This window comes from Methylobacterium sp. Leaf465, from assembly GCF_001424705.1.
In the GTDB taxonomy this organism is placed as follows: Bacteria; Pseudomonadota; Alphaproteobacteria; order Rhizobiales; family Beijerinckiaceae; genus Methylobacterium.
In genome coordinates this window covers 210038-224650 of sequence record NZ_LMRA01000046.1, presented here as the reverse complement: position 1 = coordinate 224650, position 14613 = coordinate 210038, and the positions used below count along the sequence as shown (strand labels likewise).

Here is a 14613-nt window from a genome sequence, read left to right as displayed (position 1 = left end):
CCCAGGCGGCCTGAGGTTCGATTTGGGTCCGGACCTCGGATTCAGTGTCACGGCAAGAAACCTCGCAAGAGAAGACCTCGCAAGACAAGATCGCGCCGGAGCGGGCGCAAGCGACCGCGGTGACCGCGTCGGAGGCGACGGCGATCCTGGACGGTCTGTCGGAGCCTTCGGCGCTGCGTCTGTTGCCGGAGAGCCAGCTTCAGGCGGTGGCGGACGCGGTGCGCACCGAGATGATCGACGCGGTCTCGGTCACGGGCGGGCATCTGGGCTCCGGGCTCGGCGTGGTCGAGCTGACGGTGGCGCTGCACCACGTGTTCGACACCCCCGACGACCGCATCGTCTGGGACGTCGGCCACCAGGCCTACCCGCACAAGATCCTCACCGGCCGGCGCGACCGCATCCGGACGCTGCGCCAGCCCGGCGGCCTGTCGGGCTTCACCAAGCGCTCGGAGAGCGTCTACGATCCCTTCGGGGCGGCCCATTCCTCCACCTCGATCTCGGCGGCCCTGGGCATGGCCGTGGCGCGCGACCTCGACGAGGCGGCGGCCAAGGCCCAGGGCGCGCCGGCGCCCAAGCGGCGTAACATGGTGGCGGTGATCGGCGACGGCTCGATGTCGGCGGGCATGGCCTACGAGGCCATGAACAATGCCGGCGCCCTGCACTCGCGCCTGATCGTCATCCTCAACGACAACGACATGTCGATCGCGCCGCCCGTGGGCGCCATGTCGGCCTACTTCGCGCGCCTGGCCTCGGGGGGCACCTACCAGTCCCTGCGCGAGACCGCCAAGCAGCTGGGCAAGCTCCTGCCCAAGGGCCTCTACCAGCGCGCGGCCGCGGCCGAGGAATACGCCCGCTCCCTGGTGGTGGGCTCGGGCACGATGTTCGAGGAGATGGGCTTCCACTATGTCGGGCCCGTCGACGGGCACAACCTCGACCACCTGCTGCCGGTGCTCAAGAACGTGCGCGACTCCGAGCAGGGTCCGATCCTGCTCCACGTCGTGACCCAGAAGGGCAAGGGCTACGCCCCGGCGGAAGCCTCCGCCGACCGCTACCACGGGGTGGTCAAGTTCGACGTGCTCTCGGGGGTGCAGGCCAAGGCCAAGCCGAACGCGCCGGCCTACACCCGGGTGTTCGGCGAGAGCCTGATCAAGGCGGCGGATGCCGACGACAAGGTGGTGGCGATCACCGCCGCGATGCCGGGGGGCACGGGCATCGACCTGTTCGGCAAGGCGCATCCGGAGCGCACCTTCGATGTGGGCATCGCCGAGCAGCACGCGGTGACCTTCGCGGGCGGCCTGGCGACGGAAGGCTACCGGCCGTTCGTGGCGATCTACTCGACCTTCCTGCAGCGGGCCTACGACCAGGTCGTGCACGACGTGGCCCTGCAGAACTTAGCCGTGCGCTTCTGCCTGGACCGGGCCGGGCTGGTGGGGGCGGACGGGGCGACCCATGCGGGCGCCTTCGACCTGGCCTATCTCTGCTGCCTGCCGAACATGACGGTGATGGCGGCCTCCGACGAGGCCGAGCTGGTGCACATGGTGGCCACCGCGCATGCGCACGACACGGGCCCGATCGCGCTGCGCTATCCGCGCGGCGAGGGCGTGGGCGTGGACCTGCCCGAGCGCGGATCGGTGCTGCCGATCGGCCGGGGCCGGATGGTGCGCGCGCCCGAGGGAGCGCGGGTGGCGCTGCTGTCGCTGGGCACGCGGCTGTCGGAGGCGCTGAAGGCGGCCGACGCGCTGGAGGCGGAGGGCATCGCGGTGAGCGTGGCGGATGCGCGCTTCGCCAAGCCGCTGGACGAGGCGCTGATCCTGGACCTGGCCGCGCGCCACGAGGTCCTGGTGACGCTGGAAGAGGGGTCGGTGGGGGGCTTCGGCGCCATGGTGCTGCACCTGCTGGCCGAGCGGGGGGCGCTGGATGCGGGCCGGGTCCGGGTGCGCACGCTGACGCTGCCGGACACCTACCANGGCTTCGGCGCCATGGTGCTGCACCTGCTGGCCGAGCGGGGGGCGCTGGATGCGGGCCGGGTCCGGGTGCGCACGCTGACGCTGCCGGACACCTACCARGACCACAACGCGCCGGACGCCATGTACGCCGAGGCCGGCCTCGACGCCGCCGGCATCCTCCAGACCGTCAAGAACGCCCTGCCCGAGCGGAAGGCGCGCGGCGCCAAGCTCGTCAGCGTCGTCCAGAAGTAGCGTCGTCCCGCATCCCGCGGAGCCCTCGGCTCCGCGGGGTCGAACGGAGGCCTACTTGATCACCGCGCAGGCGATGCGGGCGCCGGCCCCGCCGATGGGCTGGGTGGTGTGATCGTCCTCGTTGGCGTGGATGATCAGGGCCGAGCCGTCGCCGTCCTTGAGGGCACCCTCGCCGGTCAGCGGCGTCTCGCTCGACACCTCCGCGTTCACCGATCCGTCGGCATTGGCGAAGACGTTCGGCAGGTCGCCCTCGTCCGGACCCTCGGGATTGAGCAGGCCGTGCTTGCTCTGGTCGTGGTTCACGTGAGCCTTCGACTTCTCGAACTTCGCGGTGTCCGAGCAATCGCCCACGGCATGGAAGTGGATGCCGTGCCAGCCAGGGGGCAGGCCGCCGGGCTGGATCGTCACGCGCATGACCAGGGAGCTGGCGCCGTCGCGGATCATGATCTTGCCGATGGGCTCGCCCTTCCCGTTCTGGATCGGGCTCTCGAAGGTCTGCGGGGCCGCAGGGGGCGCTGCCTCCGCGGGCGCCGCCGGGGCGGCGGGCTGCGCGAGGGCCGCCTGGGCGGCGAAGGCCGTGCTGGCCGCGAGGGCAAGGACCGACGGAAGTCGTCTCATGAAATGGCTCTCCTCTCCATGCCGGGTACGCCGGTGGAGCGTCAACGAAGATGGTCGCGGGGGGCTCCACGGCAATGCCGGGTTGCCCGACCTTTCCCATGCCTGGAGCGGCGAGGCCAGATGCCGGGCCCTCGCGGACAGCTGTGTCCTGCGGCACCCAGGTGGTTGCCGTACGTGGACGAACTCTTAAGGTTTCGCTAAGTTTCCCGTGACGGGGCCAATGTCGGCGTCCGATCCGCCAAGTCTCCGCCGGTGGACGGTCCGCAGATCTTGGCGCGGCATGAACATCGATTGCAGCGTAAGACTCCTTGGGAGATTCCCATGACGTTCGCAGCCCCCCGCCGCCTCGGGTTCCTCGCTCTGATGCTGGGATTTCTGCCCGTCCTGGCGCATGCGCAGACGCCACCGTCCTCCGCTTCCGGGCGGACCTGGACCGACCCGCCGCCCCGGGGGACCGACGAGGCCAAGGCTCCGTTGGCCAAGGCTCCGTTGGCCAAGGCTTCGCTGGCCAAGGCTCCGCTGGCCAAATCCTCGCAGACCAAGGCTCCGGTCACCAAGCCCGAGGCGCCCGAGCAGGCGGCCGCGGCGCCTGCCGAGGCGCGGCGCCCGACGCACGCGGCGGTCCGGACGCCGAAAAGCGCGCGTGGGAATACCCAAGCACGCGTGCGGGTCGCGCGCCCGGCGGCATCCCCGTCGCGTCGTCCTGCCGTCCGGACGGTGGCGCGCGCCCAAGACCGCCAGGACCCCGCCGTCCGCCGCGTCACGACGCGCCCGCCGGTGATGCGCTACAGCTACGGCGTCGTCCCGGAATCGACTGGCCCGTTCGGGTACGAGGACGACCGGGCCCGCCGGATCCGCCAGGCCCAGGAGGCCGGGTACCTCGTGGTGCGGTCCCGCAGCGTCGAGTTCCCCGACGGCCGGCGCCTGCGCACCTATCGCCCCTACGAGGAGGAGGGCGACGACTAGGATGCGACCGGTTCCGCATAGGAAAACCCCGCCGGGGGGACCGACGGGGTTGAGGTGAGCGCGCGATGGGACGTCTGCGGATCAGCGCAGGCGGCCGGGCCGGGCCGGCTCGAACACGATGCGGCGGTGGAACGCGCACCAGCTCTTGCCGTCCGGCGCCGGGGCGCCGCAGCAGACGGCGCGGTCGTTGGGCTCGCCGATGATGAATTTGCACACGAAGGCACCGGACTGCGCGAACGGCACCCGCAACTCGGCGGAGGGTTCGGCGATGGCATCGGCCTCGCCGACCTGTGACATGCGGACAAGCTGGTTCATGGATCGAATGACTCGCGGACTGGCTTTCGCGGGCGGGGCCCTGCGGCGTGTGACGGATCGGGAGCGTGTCGCCTTCGGGAGGGCCTCTCCCCTGCATGGACACAGCGGGCGACCCGCGGACATGAATGGGAAGGATCGCGGACCTTGCGCAGGTCAGAAGCGCGGCCAGACCGGACGCGACAGCGTCATGATGCTGTTATATCTGGGGTTTGCCCCTCGGCAAACAAGTGCTGACGCATGTGTGTGTTGCAGCGCACAGGTTTCGGGCCGCTTTCTTGAGCCGCTGCGGGCCGGGCCGGCAGCCGTTACGGACCAAGAATGGGTTTCATCCCGGCCGCTGCCAGGAGGCCGCCGGCTGTCATCGTCCTGAGACGGGACCGTCATAGAGCCCGGGACGTGCGGGGATCCTGCCGGGATCGACCCGCAGCGGCGATCGCCCAGCCGGGAGACCCGAATCATTGCCGATGCGATCGCCCCCGGACTCCGCCCGGTGCCGCAGGCGGAACCGGGCCGCCGCCCGGGCCCGAACCTCGACGGCCGCATCCCCGTCTCGGGCCTCCTGGCCTTCGCCCTCGTCCTCCTCGGCGGCCTCGCCTATGCCGGCTACAGCCTGATCCACGACATGAACGCGGTCGGCGAGACGCCGCTCGCGCTGGGGGCCTTCGCCCTCCTCGCCCTGGCCCTCCTGATCGCCCTGGCCTTCGAGTTCGTGAACGGCTTCCACGACACCGCCAACGCGGTGGCGACGGTGATCTACACCCACGCACTCCCGCCGGTGGTGGCGGTGATCTGGTCCGGCGCCTTCAACTTCCTGGGCGTCATGCTGTCCTCCGGCGCGGTGGCCTACGCCATCGTCACCCTGCTGCCGGTGGAACTCATCCTGCAGGTCGGCTCGTCCGCCGGCTACGCGATGATCTTCGCGTTGCTGATCGCCGCGATTCTGTGGAACCTCGGCACCTGGGCGCTCGGCCTGCCGAACTCCTCCTCCCACGCCCTGATCGGTTCGGTGATCGGCGTCGGCCTCGCCAACCAGTTGATGGCGCCCGAGGGCCAGGGCACCTCCGGGGTCGAGTGGGGACAGGCCGTGACGGTGCTGGAGGGGCTGCTGTTCTCACCCGTCCTCGGCTTCGTCCTGGCGGCCCTGCTGCTCGTGGCCATGAAGGCGGTGGTTCGGCGCCGGGACCTCTACGAGGCCCCCGCGGGCGAGGCCCCGCCCCCGCTCTGGATCCGCGGCCTCCTCATCCTCACCTGCACCCTGGTGTCGTTCTTCCACGGCGGCAACGACGGCCAGAAGGGCATGGGCCTGATCATGCTGATCCTGATCGGCGCGGCCCCCACCGCCTACGCCCTCAACCGCACCATGTCGGACGACATGACGCCGGTCTTCGTGCAGCAGTCGCGGGACGCCCGCACGGTGTTCGCCGCCCGGGCCGCGGGTGCGGCCCGTCCCGATGCGGCGGCCGCCCGGGCCCAGGTCGGCGAGGCCCTGCGGACGAAGGCGCTGAACACCCCCGCCGTCTATGCGGCGCTGGCCGCCCTCTCGGACGACATCGCCGCCTCGGTGCAGCGCCACGGCGCGATCCGCCAGGTGCCGGCCGCCGCCACCCCGAACCTGCGCAACGACATGTACCTCGCCGCCGACGCGGTGCGGCTGCTGCCGGCCGCCGGCGCCGGCTTCCCGGAGGCCGAGGGCAAGGTACTCAAGGCCTACGAGGGCCTGCTCAACGACGGCACCCGCTACATCCCCACCTGGGTGAAGGTCTGCGTCGCCCTGGCGCTCGGCCTCGGCACCCTGGTCGGCTGGAAGCGCATCGTCGTCACGGTGGGCGAGCGCATCGGCAAGACCCACCTCACCTACGCCCAGGGCGCCTCGGCCGAGATGGTGGCCGCTGGTACCATCGGGCTGGCCGAGCTCTACGGACTGCCCGTCTCCACCACCCACATCCTTTCGAGCGGCGTCGCCGGCACCATGGCGGCCAACGGCTCGGGCCTGCAGGTCGCCACCGTGCGCAACATGGCGCTTGCCTGGGTGCTGACCCTGCCGGCGGCCATCACCCTGGCGGGCGGGCTGTTCGTCATCCTGCGGCACGTGTTCTGACGAGGGGGGCGCATCGCGTCCCACCCCCCTGTTCCCAGGGGTCGCTCCAGTCCGACGCGGCCCCCCGTGGACAGGGTGATCGCAGGGGAGGACGCGCCGCCATTCCGGGGCGCCGCAGGCGAGCCCGGACCCGAAGGGGCAGCGGCGTGCGATCCAGGGTCGCCGCCCGTCGATGGTCCTGCACCACCTGTGTGTCTGGATCCCGAGCGGCGCGGCCCCGGGATGACGGGGGGTGCAAGCGGGTTTCCGGCACGACGAACCCCCGCCGGGACAATCGCCGACGGAGCCCCCGGGAGCGATGACGGACCCCGATGGCCTCCGGGGCGGCGGGCCTATGGAGGCGGCCCCCCGCTTTCTTGAGGTCGCGCGGCGCTGCGTGTAGGTCGGGGACAGGCTCGACCCGGTTCGGACGGCCGCCAGGGACCCCATGCGCGTCTTCCTCACCGGCACCGCCGGCTTCATCGGCGACCCGTTCGCACGGCATCTCCGCGACGCGGACCACGCGGTCGCGGGCTTGGCTCGCCTCCGCGACGATGACGACGTCGCCCTGGCGCGGGCGCGGGCGCGCCACGCCGGCGGCGCACCCGGCGCGATCGCGGCGCTGCGGAGGCCTGTGGGGCGTCACCGTCTGTTCGCCTCCAACGGCCTGTTCGCCTCCACCGGCCCGGCCCAGGGCGGCCCAGCGCCCGGCCGGTCCCGCGAGACCGCCTCCGTCGTGAGGCCGCGGACCCGCGACGCCGCCGCTGGCGGGGCCTGAATGCCCTCACCCGTCCCTCCGCATCCGCTCCGGCCGGCTGCGCCGCGATGCCTTCACAACCCACGAGCCCGATGACCCCCAGACCCCTTCCACCGCGGCGCCGCCCCCGCTCGGGTCCGACCCGCAGCCTGCCGGGGCGCCGGCCATGATAGCCCTGCGCTCCACCGCCCTGGCGGCGGCCGGCCTCCTCGCCTTCCTGCTGTTCTGGGAAGCGATGCCGCGCCTCGGCCTGATCAACCCGGCCTTCCTGCCGCCGCCGAGCACGATCCCGGCCGCCTTCCTCAACGAGGTGCGCCTCGGCGTCTGGGGCGAGGCGGTGCTGTCGAGCTTGAGCCACTACGTGACCGGTCTCGCCGTCGGCGCGGGGGCGGGTATCGCCCTCGGCCTCCTCAGCGGCATGTTCCGCTGGTTCGAAGCCGCCACCGCCTGGATCGTGCGCCTGCTGCGTCCGATTCCCGGTCTGGCCTGGGTGCCGTTCGCCATCATCTGGTTCGGCGTCCAGCCGGAGGCCGCCGTCTTCATCATCGCCATCGGCGTGTTCTGGATCGTCTTCTTCGCGACGCAGGGGGCGGTGCGCGGCGTCGACCGCGACCTCGTCGAGGTGGCGCAGGCCTTCGGCTTCGGCTCGCCCTGGTCCCGGCTCACCAAGATCCTGCTCCCGGCCGCGACACCGGGCATCCTCGTCGGCCTGCGCACGGCGCTGGGCCAGGCCTGGATGGCGGTGGTGGCCGCCGAGATCTTCGGCGTGCCCGGCGTCGGCGCCCGGATGATGCAGGCCTCCAGCCTGCTCTCCACCGACATCGTCGTCGTCTACATGCTCACCATGGCCGCCCTCTACGGCCTGTTCGACACGGCCTTCGTCGCCCTCCAGGGGTGGCTCCTACGGTGGCGCGCCTGAGATGCCCGAATCGATCACGCCTGAGCCGATCATTTCCATCGCGGGCCTGAGCCTCGCCTACGCGCGCGCCGGCACCCGGACCGTCATCCTGGAAGACCTCGACCTCGACGTGGCCCGCGGCGAGTTCCTCGTCATCGTCGGCGAATCCGGGGTCGGCAAGTCCACCGTCCTGCGCGTGCTGATCGGCCTGGCCAAGCCGAGCTCGGGCACCGTGCGCCTCCGCGCCCGCCCCGACTGCCGCACGCCGATGGCCCTGGTCTTCCAGGATGCGCGGCTGCTGCCCTGGCGGCGGGTCGTCGCCAACGTCGCCTTCGGGCTCGAGGGCAGCGGCCTGTCCAAGGCCGAGCGCTTGGCCAAGGCGCAGGCGATGCTCGACCTCGTGGGCCTCGGCGACCTCGGCCAGCGCTGGCCGCACCAGCTCTCCGGCGGCCAGCGCCAGCGCGTCGCCATCGCCCGGGCGCTGGCCGTCGACCCGGACGTGCTCCTCATGGACGAGCCGTTCTCGGCGCTCGACAGCTTCACCCGCGAGGGCCTTCAGGACGAATTGCAGCGCATCCAGGCGGCGACGGGCAAGACCATCCTGTTCGTGACCCACGACATCGACGAGGCCGTGACCCTTGCCGACCGGGTCGTCGTGCTCGCCGGCAGCCCCGGCCGGCTGGCGGCCGAGATGCCCGTGACGGTGCCCCGGCCCCGCCGCCGCCGCGACGCCGCCCTGCAGGAGGCCGCCCGGCAATTGCGGATGGAGCTGTCGAACCGCTCGGCGGAGCTCTGAGGCGAAGGGTTACGGCCAGGAGCCTGGAAAGAAGCCCCGGGGCGGGATGCGAAAAGGGTCGCGGGCCCGGCCGTTGCCATCGCTCGCCCGGCGCTCTACCCCCCTGGGAGACACCCGTTCGCTTCGAGGACCAGGCCGATGCGCCGCCGCACCCGCTCGCTGATCGGCACGATCGTGATGCTGGCCTTCATCATCATCTACGCGCCGCTGGCCATGGCGCTGGCCGACAGCCGGATCTCCGAGACCCCGGCGGCCGTGCAGGCGGTGCTCTACGCCCTGCTGGGCATCGCCTGGATCTTCCCGCTGATGCCGCTCATCAGCTGGATGGGCAAGAATGACGCCGGGGATCGGGGCTGAGGGTGCCGGAACCGGGGAGAACCTCCGGACCGGCAAGAAAACGGCGGCCGGCGTCGGGTTTTCGCCGCACTCGGGCGCCAGACACGCGCCGTGTCATTCGTTAAAAGGCCGTCGTCCCGCTCAATGCCACGCCTGTGCACGCCCTCGCTTCTGCTCGGCCTCGCGATCCTGTCGGCCCTTCCCCTCCTGGCGGTGCGTCCCGCGCAGGCGCAGGGGGCGCCCCGCTCGGTCTCCGACTGCGAGCGCCTGAAGAACGACCTCGCCTACAACCAGTGCCTCGCCCTGTTCGGCCCGGCCGCCAGGAACGTCGCCGGCGGCGTCTCCGCCGGCGCCGCCTCGGCCGAGGTCGCCAACGCGCTGGCGGCGATCCCCCAGAGCATCGCCGCGAGCGCCGCGGCGACGGGGGCGGCGATCGCTTCCATCGGCCATCGCACGCGGCGCGGCCGCCATGCCCGCCACGGCCGCCAGAGCGTCAGCTTCGCCATCGCGGGCGGCGAGAGCCGCGCCTCTCGCCGACACCGCCGCCGGCGCTGAGGGCTTCAGGCGACGTTGAGCCGGCGGCCCCGGTTCCAGGCCAGGAACGGCACCCCCGAGAGCAGGGCCGAGAGCGCGGCCTCCGTCTGGTGGTGCCCGTTCACCGAGACCCGCGGCAGCGCGTGCAGGTGGTCCGCATGGGCGGCGAAGAGGTGGCCCGGCCGGGTCGTGACCGCCGTGGCGAAGCCGAGGTCCCGGGCGAGGGCGAAGTCGCGCGGGCCGGCTGAGGTCGGATCGCCCACCGGGTAGGACAGGTGCGTGACCGGGCGGTTGAGTTCGGCCGCGATCCGCGCCCGCCCCTCCGCGATCTCCCGGCGTGCGACGGCCTCGCCGTGCTTGGCCAGCATCGGGTGGCTGATCGTGTGGGCGCCGAAGGTGACGAGGGGGTCGCGGCCGAGATCCCGCAGCTCGGACCAGGACAGGCAGAGCCCGCCGGCCATGCGCCCCGGCGCCAGGCCGGCCTCGGCGCAGAGGGCGGCGATACCCGCAAGAAGCCGCGCCTCCGGGCCCGACCGCAGCCGGCGATAGACGGCCGCGAAGGCGGCGGATTTCTCGTGGGCGTCCCGGGCCGGCAGGTCGAGGCCCGCCTCCGGCACCCGGACCCGGTCGAGGCGGCGGATCGCCTCTTCCAGTTCGAGCCACCACAGGCGCCCCTGTCCGCTCGCGAAGTCGCTGGTGACGAACAGCGTCCAGGGCGCCCCGTGCCGCCGGAGGATCGGGGCCGCGTGTTCGGCATTGTCGCGATAGCCGTCGTCGAAGGTGAGGACGACGAAGGGGCGCCCGCCCGCGGCGAGGCGCTCCGGAAGGGCGTCGAGGCCAAGGATCTCGAAGCCGCGCCGGCGCACCAGCGCCAGGGTCCGGTCGAGGAAATCCGGGGTGATGGCCAGGAGCCCGTTGGGGTCGTAGGGCCCCGGACGCCCGGGGCGGACGTGGTGGAAGGTCAGGATCAGCCCGCGCCCGCGTGCCACCGGCCCGAGCCAGAGGTCCGCCCGGCTCGCCGCGATGGCCCGGAAGCCGGCGGCGAACAGGCGGTGGCGTCGGCTCAAGGGGGGCGCCGGGGCGGCAGGGGGCTGCGTCGCGGAGGTCTGGGTCGCGGGGGTCTCAGGAGCGGACATGGTGAATCCGTTTCGGCCTCGCCCCAGGTGACCACGCCAACCGGCAAGGTTTCGTTACCCACGCGCGCAGACAGCGGGAGCGTGGCGCCCCGGCGTCACCGCCGGGTTAAGGGCTGCGGGGTCAGGATCGGCCCAGACGTCCGGCGGATCCCGATCCGCCGGTCACCCAGGATGATGGCAAGGATGATGGCATGGCCGTTCTCGCCCATGAACTGACCGGAGCCGGGGCGATGCGCGCACGGGTGCGGCCCCGCCTCGCCGCGGAGGTCTTCCACGATCTGGCCGCCGCCGAGGCCCTGTGGCGCGCCCTGGAGGCCGATCCGGCCGTGCTGGCCACGCCCTACCAGCGCTTCGACTGGGTCGCGGCCTTCGCCCGGACCGCGCCTGGCGCGGACCTGCGGATCGTGGTCCTGCGCGATGCGGCCGGGCGTCCCCGCGTGCTCCTCCCCCTCGTGGTCGCCCGCGAGGGCGGGGCGACCGTGGCCCGGGTGGTGGGCGCGAAGCACGCCAACTACCACATGCCGCTCTTTGCCTCGCGCGAGGCGGCGGCGATGCCCCCGGAGGACCTCGCCGAGGCCCTGCACCGGTTCGGCCGGGAGGCCGGGATCGACGTCTTCGCCCTCTCGCACCAGCCTCGCTTCTGGGACGGCGCGGCCAATCCCCTGCATCACCGGGCCGAGCCGGCCCCGAGCGACGGCTACGGGCTGATCCTCGGCCCCGATCCGGACGCGACGCTGAAGCGCGTCTTCAGCAGCGACGCCCGCAAGAAGCTCCGCGCCAAGGAGCGCAAGCTGGTGGAGGCCTTCGGGCCCGTGGCCTGCCGGCGCGCCGAGACCCCCGAGGAGACCGAGGCCTTTCTCGCCGCGTTCTACGCCCAGAAGGCCGCGCGCTTCGCCGCCATGGGTCTCGCCGACCCCTATGCCGATCCGGCGGTGCGCGACTTCCTCGCCCGGGCGGCCTCCCCGGCGGGCGGGTCGGTCCTCGAGGTGACGGCCCTCGTCGCCACCGAGACCAGCCGCATCTTCGCGGTCTTCGCCGGGGCGGTCGACGCCCAGCGCTACAGCGGCATGTTCACCGCCTTCGACGCCGACCCGGCCGTGAGCCGGTCGAGCCCCGGCGACATCCTGCTGCACCACCTCATCGGCGACCAGACGGCCCGGGGCCGCCGGACCTTCGACCTCGGCGTGGGCGAGGCCCGCTACAAGAGCAGCATCTGCGACGAGACCATCGAACTGGGCGAGGTCGCCCTGCCGGTGACCCTGCGCGGCCAGGTCTTCGCCCTCCGGACCGTCGCGGCCGCCCGCCTCAAGCGGCGCATCAAGCGCGACCCGCGCCTGATGGCCCTGGTGACGCGCCTGCGCCGGCGCCGGGCGGCGGCGGAGTAGCGGGGTCCCGCCGGACGCGCGGCACCGCCCCTCGCGGATGCGGGGGGCGGTGCCGGCGGGACGGACGCCCGGGTGGGTCGGTTCAGGCGGCCGAGAGGCGCAGGGGCATCGCCTCGTCGGCGAAGGCGGGCGCCTCGGGGGCCAGGGCCGCGGCGGCGTGGTCCTGGGCCACCAGGATCTGGGCGGCGCCGGAGGCCTCGGCCAGGGCGTAGAGGTCGAGGAGGTCGGCATCCTCGGGGTCGCGGTCCGAGGCGACGATCGCCGTATCCATGAGGCTGCCCGCCACCGCCAGAATCTCGCGGGCGGTGCGGGCCTGCGGCGTGCCGAGGCGGCACACCACCCAGTCATAGGCCTGGGCCAGGGCGTCGAGGGTGATCGCCAGGGCCTGCGGCTCCTCGGCCAGGATGGCCGCGTCCACGAAGCCCCGCGGGATCGCATGCAGGCGCGAGCCGGGGATCGACTGGATCACGTCGAGGAAGGCGGCCTCGCCTGCCACCAAGTCGGTGAGGCCCACTTCGTCCGCACCGGAGGCGGGGCCGTTGAGATCGAGCACCACGACGCTCGCGCCGGCCGCGAGGCTGCTGCCGAGGCTGACGGCAAGGCCCGCCTCCAGCCGCCTGGCCGGCACGGCCTCGATCACCAGGACCGCGCGGCCCGCGCCGGACCGGGCCGGGCCCGCGCCGGTGCGCAGGCGGGCGATGAGCGGGTCGAGGGCGTAGGCGCCCGCGTCGGCGGGGGCCGGGACGGAGGTCCGGGCGGAGGTCGCGGCGGCCTCGGCCGCCTCGGTCCGTGCCGGGGCGAGGGTCGGCCGGGCAGGCGCCGCCTCGGCCGTCGGGGCCGCGCCTTCGGCCACCGGCGGGGCCGCCCCGGAGCCGCCGGCCTGCGCCGTGGCGGCGGCACCCGGCCGCGCGAGGGCGAGGGAGGCTTCGGGGAAGGCGAAGGGCTGGCGGCCATAGGCGGGGCGCTCGGCCTCCCCCTCGGAGTCCGCCTCGTGCCGCCGGCGGCGGCCCGGGCCGTCGGGGTCGCCGAGGAGGTGGTGGGCGATCACGCCGCCCATGGAGAACAGCAGGCCGAGCACCGCCGCCAGGAGGACGATCGGCAGCTTCTTGGGGAAGGACGGCGTCTCCGGCGTGATGGCGCGCGAGACCACGCGGGCATCGGCCGGGGCCGCGCTCTCGGCGTCGCGGGCCGAGGCCTCGCGGTAGCGGGCGAGGTAGGATTCGAGCTGCTCGCGCTGGGCCTTGGCCTCGCGCTCCAGGGCCCGCAGCTGGACCTCGCTGGAATTGCCCTTCGAGACCACGTCGCGCTGGGCGTCGACGGCGGCGTTCAGGCTCTCGACCCGGGCCTCGGCGATGCGGGCATCGTTCTCCAGGGTGCGGACCACGCGCTCGGCCGTGGCCTTGATCTGGGCGTCGAGGTCGGAGATCTGCGCGGTCAGTTCCTTGATGCGCGGGTGGGCGGACAGGAGGGTCCGGGATTCCAGGGCGAGCTGGTTGCGCAGGGTGATGCGCTGCTCGACGGTGCGCCGGATGATCTCATTGTTGGCGACATCCGGGATCTCGAAGGCGCGACCGTCCTTGATCATCTCCTTGATCAGCTTGGCGCGGCCGGCGAGGTCGGCCTTGGCGGTGCGGGCCTGGGAGAGCTGGGTCGAGAGCTCGCCGAGCTGCTGGGCGCCGAGGGGCTGGCCGCCGGCCCCCCCGGTGGCGATCAGGCCATGGCTCGCGCGATAGGTCTCGACCTTGGCCTCGGCCTCGGCCACGCGGGTGCGCAGGGTCTCGATGTTGCCGCCGAGCCAGGTCGAGGCGTAGCGGGCGGTGTCGGTCTTGGCCGCGTCGAGGGAGGCGATGTAGAGCTCGGCGATGGTGTTGGCCGCCTGGGCCGCGAGGTGCGGGTCCTTCGAGCGGAACTCCACCGTGAGGATGCGCGACTTGCCGGCCGGGTAGACGGTCAGGCGGTCGAAGTAGGTCTCCAGCATCCGCTCCTCGGGCGGACGCTCCATCGGGTTCTTGGCCAGCCCGATCATCATCAGGGCGCGCTGGAGCGGGCCGAAGCCGGCGACGCCGGGGTCGAACTCCGCGTTGCCGGCGAGCGACAGCCGGCGGATCGCCTCGCGGGCGAGATCGCGCGACATCACCACCTGCACCTGGCTCGCCACCGCCTGCTCGTCGATGGGCTGGGGCTGCTCGCCGCGCTCCTGGGCGGTGCGGGTGTAGGGCGTGTCGCGGCTCTCCAGCAGGATCTTCGCCTCGCCGGTGTAGCGCGGCGAGACCACCTGCACGAAGGCGATGGCGCCGATGGTGGCCAGGGCGGTCGGGATGACGATCCAGCGCCAGGACCGGCGCAGAACGCCTGCGAGCTGCGACAGCCCCAGGCCCTCGCTTCCGGCGGGGGACGCATCGCGCGTGGGCTCGAACAGCGAAGAGCGGGGCATGGCTCGATCTTTACGCAAGGCAAGGGCGTCGACCGCGGAGCGGCCGGCTTTCCACGACTAGACCGGTTTAAGGTTGACCGGACGTTAAGAACCGCGCGTTTCCTGCACCCCGATGCGGGACGTCAGTGTTCGTTAACCATATCGGCTTAGGGCTGGGTTCGAA

Annotated in this window: 12 protein-coding genes and 2 pseudogenes; 10 read left to right on the top strand and 4 right to left on the bottom strand. The window is 72.9% G+C overall.

The features are described from left to right. Nucleotides 1-146: 146 nt before the first annotated feature. Nucleotides 147-1966, top strand: a pseudogene (dxs, locus tag ASG51_RS20860) (1-deoxy-D-xylulose-5-phosphate synthase); the annotation flags it as partial. A gap of 1 nt (nucleotide 1967) precedes the next feature. Next, nucleotides 1968-2198, top strand: a pseudogene (locus tag ASG51_RS25255) (1-deoxy-D-xylulose-5-phosphate synthase); the annotation flags it as partial. Nucleotides 2199-2249: 51 nt separating this feature from the next. Here ASG51_RS25255 and ASG51_RS20855 read toward each other — a convergent pair. Next, a complete protein-coding gene (locus tag ASG51_RS20855) occupies nucleotides 2250-2816 on the bottom strand; it encodes a superoxide dismutase family protein (protein ID WP_056220398.1) in 567 nt (188 codons plus the stop codon). Between the two features lie 321 nt (nucleotides 2817-3137). On the opposite strand from ASG51_RS20855, the gene ASG51_RS20850 reads away from it, so the two are divergent. Beyond that, nucleotides 3138-3782: a hypothetical protein gene (locus ASG51_RS20850; RefSeq protein ID WP_056382788.1), complete on the top strand. Its 645-nt coding sequence runs from the start codon at nucleotides 3138-3140 to the stop codon at nucleotides 3780-3782. Between the two features lie 81 nt (nucleotides 3783-3863). On the opposite strand, the gene ASG51_RS20845 is transcribed toward ASG51_RS20850, so the two are convergent. After that, complete coding sequence (locus ASG51_RS20845) at nucleotides 3864-4220, bottom strand: GcrA family cell cycle regulator (protein WP_244472518.1); 357 nt, start codon at nucleotides 4218-4220, stop codon at nucleotides 3864-3866. A gap of 367 nt (nucleotides 4221-4587) precedes the next feature. Between ASG51_RS20845 and ASG51_RS20840 the strand changes: the two genes are divergently transcribed. The 6 genes from ASG51_RS20840 (at nucleotide 4588) to ASG51_RS20815 (ending at nucleotide 9516) form a co-directional block, all read left to right on the top strand. Then, a complete protein-coding gene (locus ASG51_RS20840) occupies nucleotides 4588-6195 on the top strand; it encodes an inorganic phosphate transporter (RefSeq protein ID WP_200941367.1) in 1608 nt (535 codons plus the stop codon). Between the two features lie 427 nt (nucleotides 6196-6622). Continuing rightward, nucleotides 6623-6952 (top strand): NAD(P)-dependent oxidoreductase, encoded by a 330-nt coding sequence (locus ASG51_RS20835; RefSeq protein WP_056382784.1) that lies wholly within the window; start codon nucleotides 6623-6625, stop codon nucleotides 6950-6952. Nucleotides 6953-7097: 145 nt separating this feature from the next. Next, nucleotides 7098-7850: an ABC transporter permease gene (locus ASG51_RS20830; RefSeq protein WP_056382782.1), complete on the top strand. Its 753-nt coding sequence runs from the start codon at nucleotides 7098-7100 to the stop codon at nucleotides 7848-7850. 1 nt (nucleotide 7851) lies between these two features. Next, entirely contained in the window at nucleotides 7852-8625 is a 774-nt protein-coding gene (locus tag ASG51_RS20825; protein WP_056220383.1) for an ABC transporter ATP-binding protein, read from the top strand. A 138-nt stretch (nucleotides 8626-8763) separates the two neighbouring features. Next, nucleotides 8764-8982 (top strand): DUF2842 domain-containing protein, encoded by a 219-nt coding sequence (locus ASG51_RS20820; protein ID WP_056220380.1) that lies wholly within the window; start codon nucleotides 8764-8766, stop codon nucleotides 8980-8982. 123 nt (nucleotides 8983-9105) lie between these two features. Beyond that, on the top strand, nucleotides 9106-9516 hold the full coding sequence (locus tag ASG51_RS20815) for a hypothetical protein (RefSeq protein ID WP_056220377.1): 411 nt from the start codon (nucleotides 9106-9108) through the stop codon (nucleotides 9514-9516). Nucleotides 9517-9521: 5 nt separating this feature from the next. Here the strand turns inward: ASG51_RS20815 and ASG51_RS20810 are convergent, their stop codons facing one another. Further along, nucleotides 9522-10631: a polysaccharide deacetylase family protein gene (locus ASG51_RS20810; protein ID WP_082514163.1), complete on the bottom strand. Its 1110-nt coding sequence runs from the start codon at nucleotides 10629-10631 to the stop codon at nucleotides 9522-9524. Nucleotides 10632-10861: 230 nt separating this feature from the next. On the opposite strand from ASG51_RS20810, the gene ASG51_RS20805 reads away from it, so the two are divergent. After that, nucleotides 10862-12016, top strand: a complete 1155-nt coding sequence (locus ASG51_RS20805; protein ID WP_244480215.1) for a GNAT family N-acetyltransferase — start codon at nucleotides 10862-10864, stop codon at nucleotides 12014-12016. An 82-nt stretch (nucleotides 12017-12098) separates the two neighbouring features. Here the strand turns inward: ASG51_RS20805 and ASG51_RS20800 are convergent, their stop codons facing one another. Continuing rightward, nucleotides 12099-14450, bottom strand: a complete 2352-nt coding sequence (locus ASG51_RS20800; protein WP_056382776.1) for an exopolysaccharide transport family protein — start codon at nucleotides 14448-14450, stop codon at nucleotides 12099-12101. Between the last annotated feature and the right edge of the window lie 163 nt (nucleotides 14451-14613).

Bases quoted from the DNA above. Each gene is read 5' to 3' on its own strand.
- ASG51_RS20855 (WP_056220398.1), bottom strand. From the start codon at position 2,816: ATGAGACGACTTCCGTCGGTCCTTGCCCTCGCGGCCAGCACGGCCTTC.
- ASG51_RS20850 (WP_056382788.1), top strand. From the start codon at position 3,138: ATGACGTTCGCAGCCCCCCGCCGCCTCGGGTTCCTCGCTCTGATGCTG.
- ASG51_RS20845 (WP_244472518.1), bottom strand. From the start codon at position 4,220: ATGTCCGCGGGTCGCCCGCTGTGTCCATGCAGGGGAGAGGCCCTCCCG.
- ASG51_RS20835 (WP_056382784.1), top strand. From the start codon at position 6,623: ATGCGCGTCTTCCTCACCGGCACCGCCGGCTTCATCGGCGACCCGTTC.
- ASG51_RS20830 (WP_056382782.1), top strand. From the start codon at position 7,098: ATGATAGCCCTGCGCTCCACCGCCCTGGCGGCGGCCGGCCTCCTCGCC.
- ASG51_RS20825 (WP_056220383.1), top strand. From the start codon at position 7,852: ATGCCCGAATCGATCACGCCTGAGCCGATCATTTCCATCGCGGGCCTG.
- ASG51_RS20820 (WP_056220380.1), top strand. From the start codon at position 8,764: ATGCGCCGCCGCACCCGCTCGCTGATCGGCACGATCGTGATGCTGGCC.
- ASG51_RS20815 (WP_056220377.1), top strand. From the start codon at position 9,106: ATGCCACGCCTGTGCACGCCCTCGCTTCTGCTCGGCCTCGCGATCCTG.
- ASG51_RS20810 (WP_082514163.1), bottom strand. From the start codon at position 10,631: ATGTCCGCTCCTGAGACCCCCGCGACCCAGACCTCCGCGACGCAGCCC.
- ASG51_RS20805 (WP_244480215.1), top strand. From the start codon at position 10,862: ATGCGCGCACGGGTGCGGCCCCGCCTCGCCGCGGAGGTCTTCCACGAT.
- ASG51_RS20800 (WP_056382776.1), bottom strand. From the start codon at position 14,450: ATGCCCCGCTCTTCGCTGTTCGAGCCCACGCGCGATGCGTCCCCCGCC.